The sequence below is a fragment of the Hyphomonas sp. genome (assembly GCF_046313975.1).
Classification (GTDB): domain Bacteria; phylum Pseudomonadota; class Alphaproteobacteria; order Caulobacterales; family Hyphomonadaceae; genus Hyphomonas.
In genome coordinates, this window is record NZ_JBKBXB010000001.1 from 116,707 (window position 1) to 135,828 (window position 19,122).

General features: G+C 65.1%; 17 protein-coding genes. 14 read left to right on the forward strand and 3 right to left on the reverse strand.

All coding sequences use genetic code 11. The features are described 5' to 3' along the window. The first annotated feature begins 125 nt into the window (after nucleotides 1-125). Nucleotides 126-662: a hypothetical protein gene (locus ACK4TE_RS00490; protein ID WP_409909495.1), complete on the forward strand. Its 537-nt coding sequence runs from the start codon at nucleotides 126-128 to the stop codon at nucleotides 660-662. Here ACK4TE_RS00490 and ACK4TE_RS00495 read toward each other — a convergent pair. Next, nucleotides 659-1,318, reverse strand: coding sequence for a glycosyltransferase (locus ACK4TE_RS00495; protein WP_409909496.1), 660 nt, complete (start codon nucleotides 1,316-1,318; stop codon nucleotides 659-661). The two genes, ACK4TE_RS00490 and ACK4TE_RS00495, sit on opposite strands and share 4 nt — an antisense overlap. After that, nucleotides 1,319-2,101 (reverse strand): uracil-DNA glycosylase family protein, encoded by a 783-nt coding sequence (locus ACK4TE_RS00500; protein WP_409909497.1) that lies wholly within the window; start codon nucleotides 2,099-2,101, stop codon nucleotides 1,319-1,321. It lies immediately after the preceding gene. A gap of 114 nt (nucleotides 2,102-2,215) precedes the next feature. Between ACK4TE_RS00500 and ACK4TE_RS00505 the strand changes: the two genes are divergently transcribed. From ACK4TE_RS00505 to ACK4TE_RS00525, 5 genes are all read left to right on the forward strand, one after another. Beyond that, nucleotides 2,216-3,895, forward strand: coding sequence for an electron transfer flavoprotein-ubiquinone oxidoreductase (locus ACK4TE_RS00505; protein WP_409909498.1), 1,680 nt, complete (start codon nucleotides 2,216-2,218; stop codon nucleotides 3,893-3,895). 108 nt (nucleotides 3,896-4,003) lie between these two features. Continuing rightward, nucleotides 4,004-5,911: a tetratricopeptide repeat protein gene (locus ACK4TE_RS00510; RefSeq protein WP_409909499.1), complete on the forward strand. Its 1,908-nt coding sequence runs from the start codon at nucleotides 4,004-4,006 to the stop codon at nucleotides 5,909-5,911. 129 nt (nucleotides 5,912-6,040) lie between these two features. Next, complete coding sequence (locus ACK4TE_RS00515; RefSeq protein WP_409909500.1) at nucleotides 6,041-8,611, forward strand: penicillin-binding protein 1A; 2,571 nt, start codon at nucleotides 6,041-6,043, stop codon at nucleotides 8,609-8,611. A gap of 95 nt (nucleotides 8,612-8,706) precedes the next feature. Next, nucleotides 8,707-9,814, forward strand: a protein-coding gene (gene prfB / locus ACK4TE_RS00520; protein ID WP_409909501.1) for a peptide chain release factor 2 whose coding sequence is annotated in 2 segments (ribosomal slippage) — nucleotides 8,707-8,775 and nucleotides 8,777-9,814 — 1,107 coding nt in all. Because the reading frame shifts where the segments join, the coding sequence is not laid out codon by codon here. Further along, nucleotides 9,811-10,443 (forward strand): DUF1294 domain-containing protein, encoded by a 633-nt coding sequence (locus ACK4TE_RS00525; protein WP_409909502.1) that lies wholly within the window; start codon nucleotides 9,811-9,813, stop codon nucleotides 10,441-10,443. The genes prfB and ACK4TE_RS00525 overlap by 4 nt, the downstream gene beginning before the upstream one ends. Here the strand turns inward: ACK4TE_RS00525 and mutY are convergent. After that, nucleotides 10,421-11,467 (reverse strand): A/G-specific adenine glycosylase, encoded by a 1,047-nt coding sequence (gene mutY / locus ACK4TE_RS00530; RefSeq protein WP_409909503.1) that lies wholly within the window; start codon nucleotides 11,465-11,467, stop codon nucleotides 10,421-10,423. The genes ACK4TE_RS00525 and mutY overlap by 23 nt on opposite strands. A 39-nt stretch (nucleotides 11,468-11,506) precedes the next feature. Here mutY and ACK4TE_RS00535 point away from each other — a divergent pair, with 39 nt between their 5' ends. From ACK4TE_RS00535 to ACK4TE_RS00570, 8 genes are all read left to right on the forward strand, one after another. Continuing rightward, nucleotides 11,507-12,043, forward strand: coding sequence for a DUF721 domain-containing protein (locus ACK4TE_RS00535; RefSeq protein WP_409909504.1), 537 nt, complete (start codon nucleotides 11,507-11,509; stop codon nucleotides 12,041-12,043). A gap of 75 nt (nucleotides 12,044-12,118) precedes the next feature. Continuing rightward, nucleotides 12,119-12,796 carry a thioredoxin domain-containing protein gene (locus ACK4TE_RS00540; RefSeq protein ID WP_409909505.1) on the forward strand — a complete coding sequence of 226 codons (678 nt, stop codon included), beginning with the start codon at nucleotides 12,119-12,121 and terminating at the stop codon, nucleotides 12,794-12,796. 15 nt (nucleotides 12,797-12,811) lie between these two features. Beyond that, nucleotides 12,812-16,273, forward strand: coding sequence for an AAA family ATPase (locus ACK4TE_RS00545; protein WP_409909506.1), 3,462 nt, complete (start codon nucleotides 12,812-12,814; stop codon nucleotides 16,271-16,273). Between the two features lie 148 nt (nucleotides 16,274-16,421). Then, on the forward strand, nucleotides 16,422-16,769 hold the full coding sequence (locus ACK4TE_RS00550) for an AtpZ/AtpI family protein (RefSeq protein WP_409909507.1): 348 nt from the start codon (nucleotides 16,422-16,424) through the stop codon (nucleotides 16,767-16,769). Further along, on the forward strand, nucleotides 16,766-17,542 hold the full coding sequence (locus ACK4TE_RS00555; RefSeq protein WP_409909508.1) for a F0F1 ATP synthase subunit A: 777 nt from the start codon (nucleotides 16,766-16,768) through the stop codon (nucleotides 17,540-17,542). Before ACK4TE_RS00550 ends, ACK4TE_RS00555 begins: the two co-directional genes overlap by 4 nt. Nucleotides 17,543-17,665: 123 nt before the next feature. Next, nucleotides 17,666-17,902 (forward strand): F0F1 ATP synthase subunit C, encoded by a 237-nt coding sequence (locus ACK4TE_RS00560; RefSeq protein ID WP_409909509.1) that lies wholly within the window; start codon nucleotides 17,666-17,668, stop codon nucleotides 17,900-17,902. Between the two features lie 33 nt (nucleotides 17,903-17,935). Then, nucleotides 17,936-18,496, forward strand: coding sequence for a hypothetical protein (locus ACK4TE_RS00565; RefSeq protein WP_409909510.1), 561 nt, complete (start codon nucleotides 17,936-17,938; stop codon nucleotides 18,494-18,496). After that, nucleotides 18,493-19,065: a F0F1 ATP synthase subunit B gene (locus ACK4TE_RS00570; RefSeq protein WP_409909511.1), complete on the forward strand. Its 573-nt coding sequence runs from the start codon at nucleotides 18,493-18,495 to the stop codon at nucleotides 19,063-19,065. Before ACK4TE_RS00565 ends, ACK4TE_RS00570 begins: the two co-directional genes overlap by 4 nt. Nucleotides 19,066-19,122 lie beyond the last annotated feature (57 nt).

A 19,122-nucleotide genomic window follows, 5' to 3' on the forward strand; every position in this document is an offset into this window, starting at 1 on the left:
GAACAAATCAAGAACTTTTGGAATGGTTTCTGGGGAAATCCAGACTGTAGTCAGGCCTTGGAAATGCCCGAAACACCGGCGAATGTGACCCCCGCCCGACAGGTGCAGAAGGAACTGGCCCCCCGATGAAATGGCATACGACCGCGCTGGCGCTGGCCTCCTCCATCGTCCTGACTGCCTGTTTCCTGTCGGGTGAAGCCCGCATCCAGACCGGCACCCTGCTTGCTGACGGTCCGGTCCGCTTCTGCACCGATGACAACCCGCCCTGCCAGACCGGTTTCCGCGAAGGCGACGGCTACATCATCTATTCTGGCGACCCGGAGGAAGAGGACATGCACCTGCGGTTCGAGGTGCTCACCGGCTCCGGCGTTTCAACCGTCTATGTCGGCGAAGCCGAACTGCGCGAAGACAGCGAGCCCGCTTGGGCCTATGTCCTCGTCCGCGCCTCGGCGGACCCGAGCGACGGCTTCCCGCAATTCGACCTGATCCTTCCGTCCTGCAATGACCGGGACGACGCGGCACACTCCGCATACGGCATAATCCGCTCGGATGCCTATACCTGTGAAGTCAGGGACTTTGCCGCCTTCAGGACCTATCTCATCGAGACCTATTCGGATCGCTTCTCCGATCCCGCTTTCTGGCGCGAAGGCGCCGCGAACTAGACCTTCCCGCCCATCATGAAGCGCACGAACTGGCCGGCATCCCGCCACGCCGTCCGCCGCCATCCGCCTTCAACATACCGCGCCGCCGAGCCCCGCGCTTCGGCATCCAGAGGCACGATCCGCGCCTTGCCAATCGCCCGCGCCAGCTTCAGGTCCTCCAGACGATCCGTATCCGGATAACCTCCCAGTTCATCATACAGCGCGCGAGAAACCAGCAGCCCCTGCGCGCCCACCGGCAGCCCGAACCACAGCGCCCGCCGGTTCATCCGCGCCTCGACCAGGCGCGCCTCGCGCGCGTCCGATCTCAGCCTGAACCGGAAAACCGCTGCCATACCCGGCCGCTCGTCGATTTGTGCGCCCGCCCGCTCCGGCCATTCCCGCGACAGCACAATGGATGGATAAAGAAACAACAGCCACTCGCCCCGCGCCGCCGCCGCGCCCGCGCGCAGCTGCCTCGCCCGGCCGGGCTCGCAGTCGATCACCACCGCGCCCGTTGCTCCCGCAATCGCCCGTGTCGCGTCTGCCGATCCGCCATCGGCAACAATCACTTCACGAATCAATCCCGCCTCCAGCCCCGGCAGCAGGCTTTCAAGACACGCCGGCAAGTCGTTCGCCGCATTCAGCGCCGGAATGATGATCGATACCGGCGCCGGCATTCAGCCGCCCAGCTCCGCCAGCCGCTTCTCGATAAGCAGCAGGTCGCGCCACGCCCGGCTCTTGTCCTGCGGCCGGCGCAGCAGGTAGGCCGGATGCAGGATCGGAATCAACGCCACCGAATATCCGCCCGGCGTCGCATACGCGAACTCGTTGCCGCGCAGCTTCATGATGCCGTCCGTGCTGGCGAGCAGCGACACCGCCGGCACCCCGCCCGCCGCCACGATCAGCTTCGGCTTCGACAGCTCGATCATCCGGTCCACAAACGGCCGGCACACGGCCAGCTCATCCGCCTCCGGATTACGGTTGCCCGGCGGACGCCAGTAATTGACGTTGGTGATCAGCGCGTTCTCGGCCCGAGACCGGCCGATCGCCGCCAGCATCTTGTCGAGCAGTTGCCCGGCCTTGCCGACGAACGGCAATCCGCGCCGGTCCTCCTCTGCGCCAGGCCCTTCCCCGATCACCATCAGGGATGCGCCGAACACGCCGTCGCTCACCACTGCCTGCTCGCAGGAGGCCTTCAGCGGGCTGCCCTCGAATCCCCGTATGGCTTCCGCCAGCGCGTCAAGCGTGGTCGCCGCCGCCGCTTTCGCTCGGGCCTCGGTCGCCCAGTCGGCAACAGTTTTCGCGCCCCTCCGGCGCACCGGCGCCGCCACAGGCGCGGCAGCCTCCGGCTTCGCCGCTTTCCTTTCATCCCCGGCAGGGGAAATCTTCAGCAGCGCCTCAACCCGTGCGATATCCACGGGCACGCCCATCTCCGTCCACCATTCGGTGAGCGCGGTCATCGGCTCTCTTGACGCAGGGGTGGGCATTGCGGACAGGGTGGACCTTCAGGAAACAGGCTGTAAGTGCTTACCCGTACAGGCATGAGCCGCAAAGACCAAACGAGGAGCTGACCTATGGCCGAGACCCCCGAACGCGAGTCGATGGAATTTGACCTCGTCATCGTCGGCGGCGGCCCGGCCGGACTCTCTGCCGCCATCCGCTTCAAGCAGCTCGCCAACGAATCGGGCCAGGACCTCTCGGTCGTTGTCATCGAGAAAGGCGGCGAGATCGGTGCACACATCCTCTCCGGCCTAGTGCTCGATCCCAAGGCGCTCGACGAACTCCTGCCCGACTGGCGCACCCGCGCCGACCGGCCGCTGACCACCGAGGTCAAGACTGACAGTTACAAGCTGCTAGGCGAGAACGGCTCGGCCGAAGTCGGCTGGGCGCCCTTCCCGCCGCTGATGAGCAATCATGGTTGCTTCATCGGCTCGCTCGCAAACGTCTGCCGCTGGCTCGGTGCCGAAGCCGAGAAGCTCGGCGTCGAAGTCTTCCCCGGCTTTGCCGCCTCCGAGATCGTCTATGATGACAAGGGCGCGGTGCGCGGCATCGTCGCTGGCGTCATGGGCATCGACAAGGAAGGCAAGCCGGGCCCGGACTACCAGCCCGGCATGGAACTGCTCGGCAAGTATGTCCTCCTCGCCGAAGGCGCGCGCGGCTCGCTCACCAAGCAGCTGCAGGCGAAATATGATCTGTGCAAGGACAGCGATCCGCAGAAATTCGGCATCGGCCTGAAGGAAGTCTGGTCGGTTCCGGAAGAGATTTTCGAGGAAGGTCTCGTACAGCATTCGTTCGGCTGGCCCGTCATGGGCAAGAACGGCGATGGCGGCGGCTTCCTCTACCACTTCCGCGACAAAGGCGAGGCCTTCGTCTCGGTCGGCTACGTCGTCCACCTCAACTACAAGAACCCCTATCTCGCGCCCTACAGCGAGTTCCAGCGCTACAAGCATCACCCCGATGTCATCCGTTACCTGAAAGGCGGCAAGCGCGTTGCCTATGGCGCGCGCGCGATCACCTCGGGCGGCATCCAGTCGATCCCGCAACTCGCCTTCCCCGGCGGCGCGCTGATCGGCTGCTCGGCCGGCTTCGTGAACCTGCCGCGCATCAAGGGTACGCACAACGCCATGAAGACCGGCATGCTCGGCGCCGAAGCTGCGTTCGATGCCATCATCGCCGGCCGCCAGAGCGATGTGCTCGAAAGCTATTCCGAAGCCGTGCGCGATTCCTGGGTCTGGAAAGACCTCTCGCCGGTGCGCAACATGAAGCCGCTGATGTCGAAATTCGGCACCCTCCTCGGCGCCATGATCGGCGTGCCGGACATGTGGATGCGCGTGCTGTTCGGCTTCGGCTTCCTGCCGACCTTGCATCACACCAAGACCGATGCGGAATCCCTCCAGCCCGCCAAGAACTTCAAGCCAATCGATTATCCGAAGCCGGACGGTGTCATCAGCTTCGACAAGCTGACCAACGTCTCCTTCACCAACACCTATCACGGTGAAGACCAGCCAGTGCACCTCATCGTTGCCGACATGGCCCTGCAGAAATCGTCCGAGCACGATGTATTTGCCAGCCCCTCGGCCCGCTACTGCCCGGCCGGTGTATATGAATGGGTGGGCGAAGGCGCAGACCTGAAGTTCCAGATCAACTCGCAGAACTGCATCCATTGCAAGACCTGCGACATCAAGGATCCGAACCAGAACATCAACTGGACTGTCCCCGAAGGTGGCGGCGGCCCGGCCTATCCGAACATGTGATCACATTCGTGTCGCCGGGGGCCTCTGTCCCGTTTTCACGCACCCGGCCGCCTTGCTCTTGCCCCAAGGGCCTGCTTCACTCCGGCACAATCCCGGTGGAGTCTCCCCTTGTCCAAGTCCGTAACGCCGAGCCTGCTCGTTTCTGCCCTTGCCCTGGCGCTGGCCGCCTGCACCACCACCAGCGGCTCGGCGCAGGCCCCCGTGCCCGCCCTCGCTGCGGAAACCGGCCCGGCCCTGTCGCCCGCCGCCCTCGCCACGGCCATCCGCCGCCCTGACGGATCGCGCGCCAGCTACGCCTCCGCGCTGGAGGCCCTCAAGGCGGGCGACACCGCCGGCTACCTCACCCAGCTCAGCCTCATGCCTGAAGGCGTGCGCGCCGAGGACCGCTTCAACACGGCCTATCTCGCGCTCGACCGCGCCGCGGCCGGTGACACGTCCGGTGCCCGCGCGCTGCTCGGCATCGGCGCGGACGAGGCAGACAATTTCACGGTTCCGGACTTCTTCCTCTGGATGGATGCCTGGTTCCTCGCGATGGACGGCGACCTGCCTGCAGCCATCGAACGCCACCGCAAGCATTCCAGCGGCATGCCCGGCATCACGGCCGATCTGTCCCTCGCCGCCCTGCTCGAGATCGCCGGCCGCAACGACGAAGCCCTGGCCGTCTACGAAGCCCTGACGCCGACCCTGATCAAGGCGCCCGAACACGAGTTCGACCCGCAAGGCATTGTCTTCGCCCATATCAGCACCGTCATCGTGCGCCATGCCCTGCTCCTGCAGCGCATGGGCCGCGTACAGGAGGCTCAGACCGTCTACCAGCAGCTCGCCGATGCCGAGCCGGAACAATCCACCAGCTACGCCGCCGCCATCGAGAGCCTCGAAACCGGCAAGAACCTCAAGAACAAACCCCTCACCGTCTCGGCCGGCTTTGCCCTCGCCCTGTCGGATGTCTCCTACGCGATGCAGCAACAGCGCTTCATCCAGACCATCATGATGGGCGGCACCATCGACGGCTTCGACGAACGCCGCGCCTCATTCGATCTCGTCACCCTGCTGATCGACCCGGCCAACGAAAACCTGCGCAGCAACATCATCGACGCCTATTATGAGGAGGCGCTCTATGCCGGCGCGGCGCATATCGCGACCACCGCGCCGGAAGCCACACCCTCGCTGGAGATCGCAGCCGCCCAGTCGCTCCTGATGGACGGCGACGAATCCGGCGCACGCACCGCCATCAAGTCCGCCCTGACCCTGACCAATGACGAGGATCGCCTGTCGACCCTCTACGGCGCCATGCAGATCCGCGCCCTGCTGAACGACCGGGACGCGGCCTATGCCATCGTTCCGGAACTTCTCAGCCTCGCCGAGAACCCGGCCGAGAAAGCCGCCGCCCACGGCGCCGCCAGCTCGATCTACCAGCACTTCGGCGAAATTTCGAAAGCTGCCGAACATGCCCGCGACGCCCGCCGGCTGGACGACACCCACCAGCGCCGCATGGCCCTTGCCGATGTCCTCGGCCAGGCCGGCGAGATCAATGATGCCCTCGTCATCCTGCGCTCCGAGCGGCTCGCCCGCCCGAACGATCCCTATACACTGAATTCCCTCGGCTATTTCCTCATCACCCGCACCGACCGCTACGAGGAAGGCTACAAGATCCTCGCCCGCGCCATGCTGCTGGCCGAGACCGACCCCTACATCGCCGACTCCTTCGGCTGGGCGCTCTACAAGCTCGGCGATCTCGAGCGCGCCCGCGACCTGATCGAAGCCGCCCGTGACGATCTGAAGCCCCAGAACCACTGGGAACTGGAGGATCATCTCGGCGACATCTACTGGCACCTCGGCCGCAAAGACGATGCCCGGACCGCCTGGGAAACCGCGCTGAACACCCATCCCCCGAAAGCCGAGCGCGACTCGATCGAGGCCAAGCTGAAGGACGGCCTGACAACGCCGCCCCCGGAAAAGCGCACCCTGCCCCAGATTTCCCTCGATGACCTCGAAATCGGACGGCAGGACATCTGACACCGGCCCCTTTCATGCGCCCCGGCGGCGCCATAGTATCGCCGGAAACGCATGCGACCCGTCCGGATGCCCGGTCAGGCCGGGCGATTGTGGCTCAAGACTGCCCGAATCACCGCACAGGTATTGTTGATGACTGACGCTCCTCCGCCGACCTTCCGGACCAGCAATCCGGACTCGTTCCTGCAGAAATATGCAGGCCCGCTGAAATGGGCCCGGCGCCTCGCGATCCTGGCCTTTGCGCTCGGTGTCATCGCCCTGATTGCCGTCTGGGGCTATTTCGCCGCGCTCGGCCGCGACGTCCCGTCAATTTCCAAGCTGAAACAGTACGAGCCGCCGATCACGTCGCGCGTGCATGCCGGCGACGGCAAGCTGATCGCCGAGTTCGCCGAACAGAACCGCGTCTTCGTGCCCTACGAGTCGATCCCGGACCATGTCATCCAGGCTTTCGTCGCGGCCGAAGATAAAAACTTCTTCACCCATGACGGCCTCGACTATGCCGGCATCGCGCGCGGCGGCATCAACACGGCGAAGAACAAGCTCTCCGGCTCCGGCGGCATGGAAGGTGGCTCGACCATCACCCAGCAGGTCGCCAAGAACATGCTGCTGACCAAGGACCAGAATCTCGAGCGCAAGGCTAAGGAAGCCATCGTCGCCCAGCGCATGGAGAAGGAGTTCACGAAGGAACAGATCCTCGAACTCTACCTCAACGAAATCTATCTCGGCGGCCAGTCCTACGGCGTCGCCTCGGCGGCCCTGAACTATTTCGACAAGTCGCTGTCAGAGCTCGACCTTTCGGAAGCAGCCGTCCTCGCCTCGCTCCCGAAATTCCCCGGCCGCGTAAACCCCTACACCAACCCCGACCGCGTGCTTGCGCGCCGCAACTATGTTCTCGATCGCATGCTCGAGGATGGCTACATCACAAAGGAAGCGCACGACGAAGCCCGCGCCCGCCCGCTCACCACGGTGAAACGCCTGCGCGGCCCGGAATACACCGCCACCACCTACTTCGTGCAGGAACTCCGCCGCGATCTGGAAAAGACCTATGGCGAGGACACACTGAAACAGGGCGGTCTGTCGATCCGTTCCACCATCGACACGCGCCTGCAGCTCGCCGCCCAGCAGGCCCTGCAGAACGGCCTCATCGCCTATGACCGCCGCCATGGCTGGCGCGGCCCGATCACCACCCTGCCCGTCGACGAGAACGCCGCTGCCGAACTCGGCCGTGTCAAGCTCCCCGGTGGCTACGGCACCTGGGAACCGGCGCTGGTAACGAAAATCGCATCCAACTCTGCCGACCTTCTCCTGAAGGATGGCAACACCATCAAGCTTCCGGCCGAGGAAGTGAAATGGGCCCAGACTTTCAAGCCTGATGGCGGCAAGGCCGGCCTGCAGGTGGGGCATGTCATCCTCGCGGAATTCCGCCGCGAAGAGAAGAAGCAGGACGCGCCCCCGCCAGTTCCGGCTGAAGGCGAAGAAGGTGAAGGCGTGGAACCGCCGGAGCCGCTGATGGTCCCCGTCGGCAACGCCACGCTGCGCCAGGTGCCGGACGTGGAAGGCTCGATCGTCGCGCTGGATCCGCACACCGGACGCGTCCTCGCGATGCAGGGCGGCTATTCCTTCTTCAAGTCACAGTTGAACCGCGTGACCCAGTCGCGCCGCCAGCCGGGCTCCAGCTTCAAGGCTTTCGTCTATGCCGCGGCCTTGGAAAAAGGCTACACACCGTCCTCGCGCGAGCTTGATGCCCCGTTCGTGTCGTATGACGTCTCGACCCAGAAGTACTGGGCGCCGAAAAACTACACGGCAGGCCAGTCCTACGGCAACGTCACGCTCCGTGTCGCGCTTGAGAAATCCTTGAACCAGGTCACCGCCCGGGTCGCCCAGAATATCGGCATGGAGGCTGTTTCCGACCTCTCCGAGCGCGTCGGTGTCTATGAGAAATTGCCGCCCTACGCTGCCATGTCGCTCGGCGCCGGCGATACCGAACTGATGAACCTGGTGCGCGGCTACGCCGCTTTCGTGAACGGCGGCAAGAAAGTCACGCCGACCCTGCTCGACCGTGTGCAGGACCGCTACGGGCGCACGCTCTACCGCAATGACAAGCGCATCTGCGATGGCTGCCAGGCGGCGGACTGGAACGGCGAAGAGCCCCCCGTCCTCGCCGACATGCGCGAGCAGGTTCTCGATCCCATCGTCGCCTACCAGATCACCCACATGATGGAGGGCGTGATCGAGCGCGGCACCGGCCGCCGCGCCCTTCGCGTCGGCAAGCCCCTCGCCGGCAAGACCGGCACGACGGACGACTACCGCGATGCCATCTTCGTCGGCTTCTCGCCGGACCTCGTGGTCGGTGTCCGCATCGGCTTCGATGACAACCGCTCGCTCGGCGAAGGCGAAGCTGGTGGCTCGCTAGCCGCGCCTATCTTCACCGAGTTCATGGAAAAGGCGCTTGAAAAGGAACCGCCAACGCCGTTCCGCATCCCGCCCGGAGTCCGCCTCGTGAAGGTCAATGCCGCAACCGGCGCGCCTGCGCCCGGCGGTGGTCCAGGCACCATCGACGAAGCCTTCCGGCCCGGCACCGAGCCCGGCCTGAACGTCTTCTCCGGCAGCGAAGACTGCCTGTCGATCTCCGGTTCCTGTGGACCCGATACGGATACGCCCACTGAAGACACGGCCACGGAAAACCTCGACGGCATCTTCTGACGCCGCCTGCAGCAATTCCGCCGCTTTGACCCTGACAGCCCGCGCCTATATAGGCCGGGTAAGCCCCCGATTTCCATCACACCGAGGAACCTCCCATGTCCGCCGAAATCCGCTCCCTGATCGATCAGGTCCGCCAGTCATCCGCCCTGCTACGGAGGCGTCTTTGACTGGGATACAGCCACAAAACGCCTCGATGAACTGACCGCCCTGTCGGAACGCCCGGACTTCTGGGACGACCCGCAGGAAGCCCAGAAACTGATGCGCGAGCGGCAGAAACTCGCTGACGGCATCGCCATGGTCGAGGCGCTGGAGAAAGAGATTGCCGACGCGCCGGAGCTGATGGAACTCGCCGAAGGCGACGCCGCCATGCTCGCCGACCTGCAGACCTCCCTCGCCCGCTCCGCCGAACGCGCCGCCAAGGCCGAACTCGCCGCCCTTCTCTCCGGCGAAGCGGACGGCAATGACTGCTACCTGCAGATCAACGCTGGCGAAGGCGGTACCGAAAGCCAGGACTGGGCCTCCATCCTGCGCCGGATGTATGTCCGCTGGGCCGAGAAGCATGGCTACCAGGTCGAGGAGCTCGACGAACGCGAAGGCGAGGAAGCCGGCATCAAGTCCGCCACCGTCCAGATCAAGGGCGAGAACGCCTATGGCTGGCTGAAGTCCGAAACCGGCGTGCACCGCCTCGTGCGCATCTCGCCCTTCGACTCCTCCGCCCGCCGCCACACCTCCTTCTCGTCGGTCAGCGTCACCCCGGTGATCGACGACAAGATCGATGTCGAGATCAACCCGTCGGATGTCCGCACCGACACTTACCGCGCCTCCGGCGCCGGCGGCCAGCACGTCAACCGGACCGACTCGGCCGTCCGCCTCACGCACATTCCCACGGGCACCGTCGTCCAGTGCCAGAGCGGCCGCTCCCAGCACCAGAACCGCGACGAGGCATGGCGCATGCTGCGCTCGAAGCTCTACGAGCTGGAACTGCAGAAACGCCAAGCCGTGGCCGATGCTCAGTATGCGGACAAGAGCGCCATCGGCTTCGGCCACCAGATCCGCTCCTATGTCCTGCAGCCCTACCAGATGGTGAAGGACCTGCGCACCGATGTCGAAACCTCCGACACGGACGGCGTACTCGACGGCGATATCGACCGGTTCCTCTCCGCTTCGCTCGCCGCCTCCGTGGCGAAGGAAGACGCGCCGTGACCCCGCCGGGACGCCCCTCCGAATCTGCGGCCCCGCCGCGGTCCAGAGGGCGTCTCGTCAGCTGGAATGACGAACGCGGCTTCGGCTTCCTCGCGCCCGAGGATGGCAGCGGCGATGTCTTCGCCCATGCCAACGCCTTCGTGAAGGAAGGCCGCCATATCGAAGTCGGCCTGACCTACGAATTCTCCCTCGAGATCGCCGCCGACGGCCGCCGCAAGGCAAAGCGCGTCACCCTGTACACCGCGCCGAAACAGGGCCCGGGCCTCGCCGCAAAAATCCTGCAGCGCGGCGCCCGCTTCCTTGTCATCCCGGCCTTCATCTTCATCGCGCTCGCCGTCGCCACCAGCGTGCCGGTCTCGCCGAACTGGTGGCTGATCTACGCCGTCGCCAGCTTCACCTGCTTCATCGGCTACGGCCTAGACAAGCGCGCCGCCGAGAACAAACGCTGGCGCGTCTCCGAAACCGTGCTCCTCCTCCTCGGCCTCGCCGGCGGCTGGCCGGGCGGCCTGATCGGACAGGAAGTCTTCCGTCACAAGACGCAGAAGAAAACCTTCCGTACACTGTTCTGGATGAGCGTCGCCATCAACATGGCCGCCTTCGTCCAGCTCAACGTTTTCGCCGCGCGCTGAGCCCCGCCAGCGCCGCCGCCTTGGCAAACACCGTCGGCAGCCCCGCCAGATCATCCGTCCCCGCCCAATACCCTTCCGGTAATTTCACCCGCCCGCTGCGCGCCTCATACACATCCAGCCGCAGCGTAAAATGCGTGAACACATGTCGCACTTCGCCCAGATGCGCCCAATTCGCCTCAACCGGGGGCGGCGCCTCATCCTTCGCCTCGCGCCATTCCGGCCCGGGCAAGCCCAGCATCCCGCCCAGCAGCCCCGAAGGCGGCCGGCGCACCAGCCACACCGCCTCCCCGCGCCGCAGCACATAAGCCGCGCCAAACCGCACAGGCTTCACCGCCTTCGCCGGCTTCAGCGGATACCGCTCCGGCGCGCCCTCGCGCCGCGCCGCACACTCCTCCGTGAGCGGACAGGTCCTGCAATTCGGCGCCTTCGGCGTGCACACGGTCGCGCCCAGGTCCATCAGCGCCTCGGCGAAGTCTCCCGGACGCGCCTCCGGCACCAGCGCCGCCACCTCCACTGCAATCCGCTTCTTCTCCTGCGCCCACTCGCCCTTGAGCGCCAACAGGCGCGCAAACACCCGGTCGACATTCCCGTCCACCGCCGCCGCCCTCTGCCCGAACGCAATCGCCGCAATTGCCCCTGCCGTGTACGGACCAATCCCGGACAGCTCCCTCAGCCCCTCTTCCGTCTCCGGAAACGCCCCCAGCGCCGCCGCTTCGCGTGCACATTTCAAAAGGTTGCGCGCTCGCGCATAATAGCCAAGCCCTGCCCAGGCCTGCATCACATCCTCATCCTTCGCCGCCGCTAGCGCCTCGACCGTCGGCCAGCGCCGGGTGAACGCCTCGAAATAGGGCGCCGCATGCGGCACAGTCGTCTGCTGCAGCATGATCTCGGCCAGCCAGACGCGGTAAGGATCACGCCGCACGCCGATCGGCGCGCGCCAGGGCAATGCCCGCGCATTCCGGTCAAACCAGGCCAGCAGTTTCGGGGCGAGCCCCTGAAGGCCAGCTTCACGATTGCGTTGCATGCCTTTCCCTCGCCGCAGAAGCCGTGCAGATTTCCGCTTATGGTGCAGAGATCAACCCTCGATCCGCTGGAAGAAGCCCGCGCGCTGGTCAAGCTGCGCTATTCGCGCGCACGCGCCTTGCACGCCTCCATGAAGCAGCTCGGCCTGACAGCCGACCGGGTCAGCCGCAAGGCGGGCTCCGCGAAGCTGCCGCCGCTGAAACTCCTTCAGGCCCGCTGGCGCCAGATCGCCGGCGACCAGATCTGGCGCTATTCCCAGCCGGAAAAGCTCACGTCCACGAAAGATGGCCGCGTCCTCACCCTGAAAGTCATCCCCCAGGCCGCCCCGCTGGTCCAGCACCAGTCGGAAACCCTCCGCCAGCGCATCTCGGTGGCCGCTGGCGGCGACATCACCGCCATCCGCATCGTCCAGGGCCCCATCCAGCGCGGCGCCGAGACAATTGCCTGGCGCCGACCGCCGCGAGCGCTAACGGCAGATGAAAAGGCCGTAATCGACTCAAAGGCTGCCCCGATCGAGAATCCGCGCCTGCGTGCTGCAATTGTTGCACTGGGCAAGGCTGTGCTATCGGCGGATTAAGTTAACCCGGAGGCCGGTATTGCTTAACCATTTGGCAACCGGTGCGACTCATTTCTTAACACGAGGCTTATGATCATGGCATCTCTTACCCGGCGTCTGGCCCTGCTGGCCCTTCCCGTCCTGGCGCTTGTCGCCTGCGGCGAAGCCAATGGTGCGGGCGGCAAAACTTCCGCTTCAGCCTCCGGCGCTGCTGGTGTCAGCACAGAGCTTGGCCATGCCAAGGGCGCCGCCGATGCCCCGATCACGCTGATCGAGTATGCCTCACCCACCTGCCCGGCCTGCAAATACTTCCATACGGAAGTGCTGCCTAAGCTGGATGAGAAATACATCGCCACCGGCAAGCTGAAATATGTCCTGCGCGAATACCCGCTGCACGGTAACGTCGATATTGCCGCCTTTGTCGTTGCCCGCTGCGCCGGTCCGGACAAGTTCTTTGACGTGATGGACGATCTCTTCGCCAGCCAGGAAGGCGTCGTGCAGGCGGCCCAGATCGGCGCCCTCAGCGCCACGCTCAAAACCATCGCAAAGCGCCACGGCATCGAATCCGACGAGGCCTTTGACGCTTGCATGAAAGAGCCGAAATACCGCGAGGAAATGTCGAAGGTCTACCAGTCCGCAGAGAAGTACAATGTCGGCGGCACGCCCACCTTCGTGCTCGACGGCAAAGTCCGCAACTTCGAAGGCGATTTCCGCACCGCTGAAGGCTTCTCGAAGCACATTGACGCCCTGCTCGCCGAAAAAGGCGTGCAGTAGGGATGAGGCGCCGGCATGCAGATCACTGAACTCCGCATCGCCGGCTTCAAGTCGTTCGTTGATCCGCAGACTGTGCCGATCGAGCCGGGGCTTACCGGCATTGTCGGCCCCAATGGCTGTGGCAAATCCAACCTGCTAGAGGCCCTCCGCTGGGCAATGGGCGCCAACTCCGCCAAGGCCATGCGCGGCGGCGAGATGGACGATCTCATCTTCTCCGGCTCGCAGACCCGCCCGGCGCGCGAGACAGCCGAAGTCACGCTCGTCCTCGACAATTCCAAACGCACCGCCCCGCCGGAATTCAACGGCTCGGACACGCTGGAAATCGAACGCAAGCTTCGCCGCGAAGCCGGCTCCAGCTACCGCATCAATGGCCGCACCGTGCGCGGGAAGGACATCCAGCTCCTCTTCGCGGATGCCTCCACCGGCGCCAACTCCCCAGCCCTAGTCCGTCAGGGCCAGATTTCGGAACTGATCGGCTCCAAGCCGCAGAATCGCCGCCGCATCCTCGAAGAGGCTGCCGGCATTGCGGGTCTCAACAGCCGCCGCCACGAAGCCGAACTGAAGCTCGACGCTGCCGAGGCAAACCTCCAGCGCCTGTCCGAAGTCTCCGCCGAAGTCGAACGCCAGCTTGCCAGCCTGAAGCGTCAGGTCACCAAGGCCCGCCGCCACCGCCGTCTCACGGATGAAATCCAGGCGCTCGACGCGCTCGTTGCTCACCTGCGCTGGGTCGAAGCCCGCCAGACAATGGAAACCGCCCGCGTCCAGCTCGACACGCTGAAGCGCCAGGTCGAAGACCTCTCGCGCGAAGACGCCCTGCGCGAGAAGGAGCGGATCGAAACCGCCGAAGGTCTCGGCCCCCTGCGCGATGCAGAGATGGAAGCCGCCGCTCGCCTCGGTCAGGCCCGCATCACGCTCGCCAAGCTGGAGACCGAACGCCGCATCGCTGCCGACGCCCATGCCCGCCTCGAGGCCGAAGCCGTCCGTCTCGGCTATGACTTCGAACGCGAAACCGCGACCCAGGCCGAAGCCGCAGCCGCCCTTGCCGCCGCGCAGGATGAAGCCGCTGCGCTGCCGCAGGAAGACGCTGCCCTCTCCGAACGCCTCGAAGCCGAAGCCCGCGCCGCGCTCGAAGCCGCCCGCAGCCGCCTCGTCGATGCCGAGAAGGCCGCCGACGACGCCCAGCAACGCCTCTCCGAAACCCGCGCCCGCCGCCGCGCCGCTGAAGATCAGGCGGCCGCCCAGTCGCGCCGTCAGGCCCAGCTCACCGCCGAGATTGACCGCCTGCGCAATGAGATGACCGGCATCGAAGATGCCGGCATCCAGCTCCTGCGCCTGCGCCAGGCCAAGAACGCTGAAGCCGAAGCCGAAGTCGCCCTCGACGGGGCCGAACGCGCGGTCGAAGCCGCCGAGACAGACCTTTCCCGTGCTCGCTCTGCCGAAGGCGAGGCCCAGCCGCCCTTCGACGCCGCCGACCATGCTGTCCGCGCCCTCGAAGCCGAAATCGCCGGCCTGAAACGACTCCTGCGCAAGGCCAGCGAAAACGCGGCGCCGCCAGTCCTCGAACGCATCCGCACCGGCGATGGCTACGAGAAAGCCGTCGCCGCCGCCCTCGGCGATGACATTGAAGCCCCCACCGATCGCACCGCCGCCCTCTACTGGACCGGCGCCTACGCCTCGCCCCAAACCCTGCCTGTCGGCGCCGAACCGCTCGGCGCCTATGTCGACGCCCCCGGCGAACTCGCCGCCCGCCTTGCCCAATGCGGCCTCGTCCCCGCCTCGCAGGGCGAGACGCTCATGGCCCACCTCAAACCCGGCCAGCGCCTCGTCTCCCGCGAAGGTCACCTCTGGCGTTGGGACGGCTTCATCCGTACCCCCGATGCCCCGGTCAGCGCCGCCGCCCGGCTCGAGCAGAAAGCCCGGATCGAAGCCGCTGAAGCCGAACTTTCGGGCCGCCGTGCGGAACTGGAAGAAATCAGTAAAAAGCTGGAATCGGCCAGAAAATCCCGCCAAACGGCTGAGGATAACCTGCGCCATGTGCGCCAGTTTGTGGGCCCTGCGCAGAAGGCCCTGAGCGATGCGCGCGCCGCCGCCATCGAAGCAACACAGGCCAACGAGCGCGCCGTAATGAAGCGCGAAGCCGGCGCGGAAGCCCTCGCCCGTGCCGAATCCGACCTAGCCGCCATCGCCGAAATGCTCGCCCTGGCCACACCCGGCGCCGGCATGGAAGAAGACGCCACCCTCGAAACTGCAGTAAGTACAGCACGTTTCGCCCTCGCCGCCGCCCGCGAAGCAGAAACCGAAACCCGCGGCCAGCTCGCCGATCTCCTGCGCGGACGCGAACAGGCTGCCGCCCGCCGTGCTGCCCTCACCCGCGACATCGAAGCCTGGACCCTTCGCCTCGCCTCCGCCAACGACCGCCTCGCCCAACTCACCGAACGCCGCGCTGATGTCGCCGCGACCTTGCATGCATCGAAGGAACGCCCAGAAGCGCTGAGGCAGGAAATCGAAGGCCTCTCCAGCGAAACGGAGAAGCTGGAATCCGAGCGCCAGGCTGCTGCCGATGCCCTCGCCCGCAAGGAAGCCGCCATCCGCGAAGCCGACAGCGCCGCCCGCCGCGCAACCGCTGCAGCCGCAGAAGCACGCGAGCAGACCGCCGCCTGGGCCGTGAAGCTCGAGAACGCCGAATCCCGTCTCGCAGACTGTATCGAACACGCCCGCAACGCCTTCCAGCGCACGCCGGAAGGCTTGCTCGCCATCGCTGAAGCTGGCCTCGACGAAGAAGAAATGGGCGCCTTCTCCCCGCGCGAAGCCGAGGCGAAACTCGACGGCCTGCGCCGCGAACGCGAACAGCTCGGCGGCGTCAATATGAACGCTGAGGAAGAAGCTGCGGAACTGGAAGCCCGCCTCGGCGTGCAGATCGCCGAGAAAGAAGACCTTGTCGCCGCCATCGCCCGCCTGCGCGAAGGCGTCGAAGCGCTGAACGTCGAAGCCCGCTCGCGCCTGCTCGAGGCGTTCGAGGCGGTGAACACCCATTTCAAGGCCCTGTTCGAGGCTCTCTTCGGCGGTGGCCAGGCCGAGCTGCGCCTCGTCGATGCCGAGGACCCGCTGAATGCCGGCCTCGAGATATTTGCCCAGCCGCCCGGCAAGAAGCTCGGCACACTCGCCCTGATGTCCGGTGGCGAGCAGGCTTTGACAGCCTCCGCGCTGATCTTCGCCGTGTTTCTCTCCCGCCCCGCCCCGATCTGCGTGCTGGACGAGGTGGATGCGCCGCTGGATGACGCCAACGTCGACCGGTTCTGCAACATGCTGAACGAGATGCGTCAGCGCACTGACACCCGATTCGTCATAATCACCCATAATCCTGTCACCATGAGCCGGATGGACCGGCTGTTCGGCGTCACCATGCGGGAAAAAGGCGTGTCGAAACTGGTTTCGGTCGACCTTGCCGGTGCCGAACGTCTCGTTGCGGCGGAGTAGCGCAGCCCGCGCAGGACTTTTGTCAATAAAATCAAGGCAATTCGCGCTCGCAATTCCCGTTGACTTGATAGGGGGTGCCTCATAGTTTGCGCGCAATTTCAAGGGGTGGGGCTCGTCGTCCCTCTGTCTCTGGCAGGAGCCTTTTTCGATGTCCGGACCTGATCCCTCGGATCTTACCGGCCGCATCGCGAAGGCGCAGGCACAACAGGCTGAGCGGGCGAACCAGGCTGAACGCCGGCGGAAGGAAAGCGCTGCATCTCCCACGAGCATGGCCTTGCGCTACAGCTCGGAGCTGGTGGCCGCGGTCCTCGTCGGAGTGGGTCTGGGCCTGCTGATTGACCATTTCGCGGGGACCTCACCATGGGGCCTGCTCGTGATGATGGGCTTCGGCATCGCGGCGGGCTTCCGGAATCTCCTTAGGGCAGCAAAAGAGCTGTCCGAACAAGCACAAGCGGCGGCCAAGCCCGCCGACACGACAGACGAGAAGGCCGAATGACCCTCAACCTGCCTGCCCTGCTCCCGAGCATCGCGACGGACCCGATCCATCAGTTCAAGATCTTCCCGCTGCTGGAATGGTCGGCCGGCGGCTATAACCTGTCCTTCACCAACTCCTCCTTCTGGATGCTGGTCTCGACCGGTCTTGTCCTCGTCATTCTCGGCCTTGCAGCCTCGCGCGGCGGGCTGATCCCGAACCGCCTGCAGTCCCTAGGCGAACTCTCTTACGGCTTTGTCGCGGACATGGTCCGCTCGACAGCCGGTGAGGAAGGCCTGAAATTCTTCCCCTTCGTTTTCACGCTGTTCTTCTTCATTCTCGGCGCGAACCTCGTCGGCATGTTCCCCTATGCCTTCACCACCACCAGCCACATCGCCGTAACCGGCGCTCTGGCGATTGTCGTGATCCTGATCGTCATTGGCTATGGCATCTATAAGAATGGCCTCGGCTTCTTCGGCCTTTTCGCCCCGCATGGCGTGCCGCTGCCGGTGCTGATCTTCCTCGTGCCGATCGAAATCATCTCCTTCCTGGCCCGCCCGATCACGCTCGGCATGCGTTTGTTCGCCAACATGATGGCCGGCCATATCATGCTGAAACTGCTGGCGATTTTCGTCGTCATGCTGGCCGGCGCCGGCCTCGCATGGGCGGCCTGGGTGCCGTATGTGCTGCTGATCCCGATCACCGCGCTAGAATTCCTTGTGGCCTTCCTGCAGGCGTATGTGTTCGCCCTGCTCACCTGCGTTTACCTCAAGGATGCGATCCACCCGTCGCACTGATGCGGAGACACCCCTAACGGTGCGTCCAAACGCACCAAGACCTGCCCCTTGACGGTTCCTGCGGAACACGCTTGAGGGGCGCCAAACAACCCGAAACACCAGATTCCAATCAGGAGAACTCCCATGGAAGGCAATATTCAAGAAGGTCTGCGTTACGTCGGTGCTGGCCTTGCCACGCTCGGCATGATCGGCGCGGCCATCGGCGTCGGCAACATCTTCGGTTCGTTCCTCGATGCCGCCATGCGCAACCCCTCGGCTGCTCCGCAGCAGTCGGGTAACCTCTTCCTCGGTATGGCGCTCGCAGAAGCCCTCGGCCTCTTCGCGTTCGTTATCTCGATGCTGATCCTGTTCGCCGCTTAATCGCAGCGAACATCCTAAGGAGCTCGGCGCGCGATGAGCCTGCTGGCATTTCTTGCTGAAACAGCCGCCCATGCGGGCGAGCACGGTGAAGCCGCGAAAGCGCCCTTCCCCGCGTTCGACATCACATGGTTTGCTTCACAGCTCTTCTGGCTCGCGGTCTTCTTCATCGCGCTCTACTTCGCGCTGTCGCGCTTCGTCCTGCCGAAACTCAGCGACACGCTGGAGAAGCGGGCGAACCGGATTGCGTCGGACCTTGATGAAGCCGCCCGCCTGAACAACCAGTCGGTCGAGGCCCAGAAGGCCCTCGAACTGCGCCTCGCTCAGGCCCGCTCGAAAGCCCGCGACACGGCGGACAAGGCCCGGGAGAAATCCGAAGCCGAACTCGCCAAGGAAACGGCCCGCGTCGATGCAGACCTCGCCCGCAAACTGGAAACCGCGGAAGCGCGGATTTCCAAGCTGCGTGCGGATGCGATGTCAAACGTCGAGCAGATTGCCGTCAATGCGGCAGGAGCCATGACGGCGCGCCTCGGCGTGAAGGCCGCTGATGGCGACCTGAAAAAAGCCGTTGCCGCTGCCCTGGAGAAACGCGGATGACCCTGCGCGCTATCGTTCCGGCCCTGATCGCTCTGGCTTCGGCTCCGGCTGCATATGCTGCTGAGGGGTACGGCCAGGACACGCTGCTGACGCCGTTCGGCGACACGGTCACGCACCTCGTCTTCATCGGTGTGCTGATCTTCTTCGCGATCATCTGGCGCCTCGGCGCCTTCAAGGCGGTCTTCGGGGGACTCGACAAGCGCGCCGATACGATCAAGGCGCAACTCGAAGAAGCCGCCAGCCTGCGCGAACAAGCCTCGGAGGCTCTCGCTCTCGCTGAGCGCCGTCAGCAGGACGCCGACAAGGAAGCCGAAGCGATCATCGAGCAGGCGAAAGCCGACGCGAAGGCGATGCTCGAAGAGGCCAAGAAAGACCTCGCCGACAAGATCGCGCGCCGCGAAGCCCAGGCTGCCAACCGAATCGCCCGCGCCGAAGCGGAAGCCGCCAACGAAGTACGCCGCGCCGCAGCTGATGCCGCGACGGAAGCGGCCCGCCGCGTGATGACCGAGCAGACGAGCGTCGACCAGTTCGAAGCTGCAGCCCGCGAGATTGAAAAAGCCCTGAGCTGATCCTTCCCGGATATCCCATGAAAAAAGCCGCCGGTCGCCCGGCGGCTTTTTTATTCC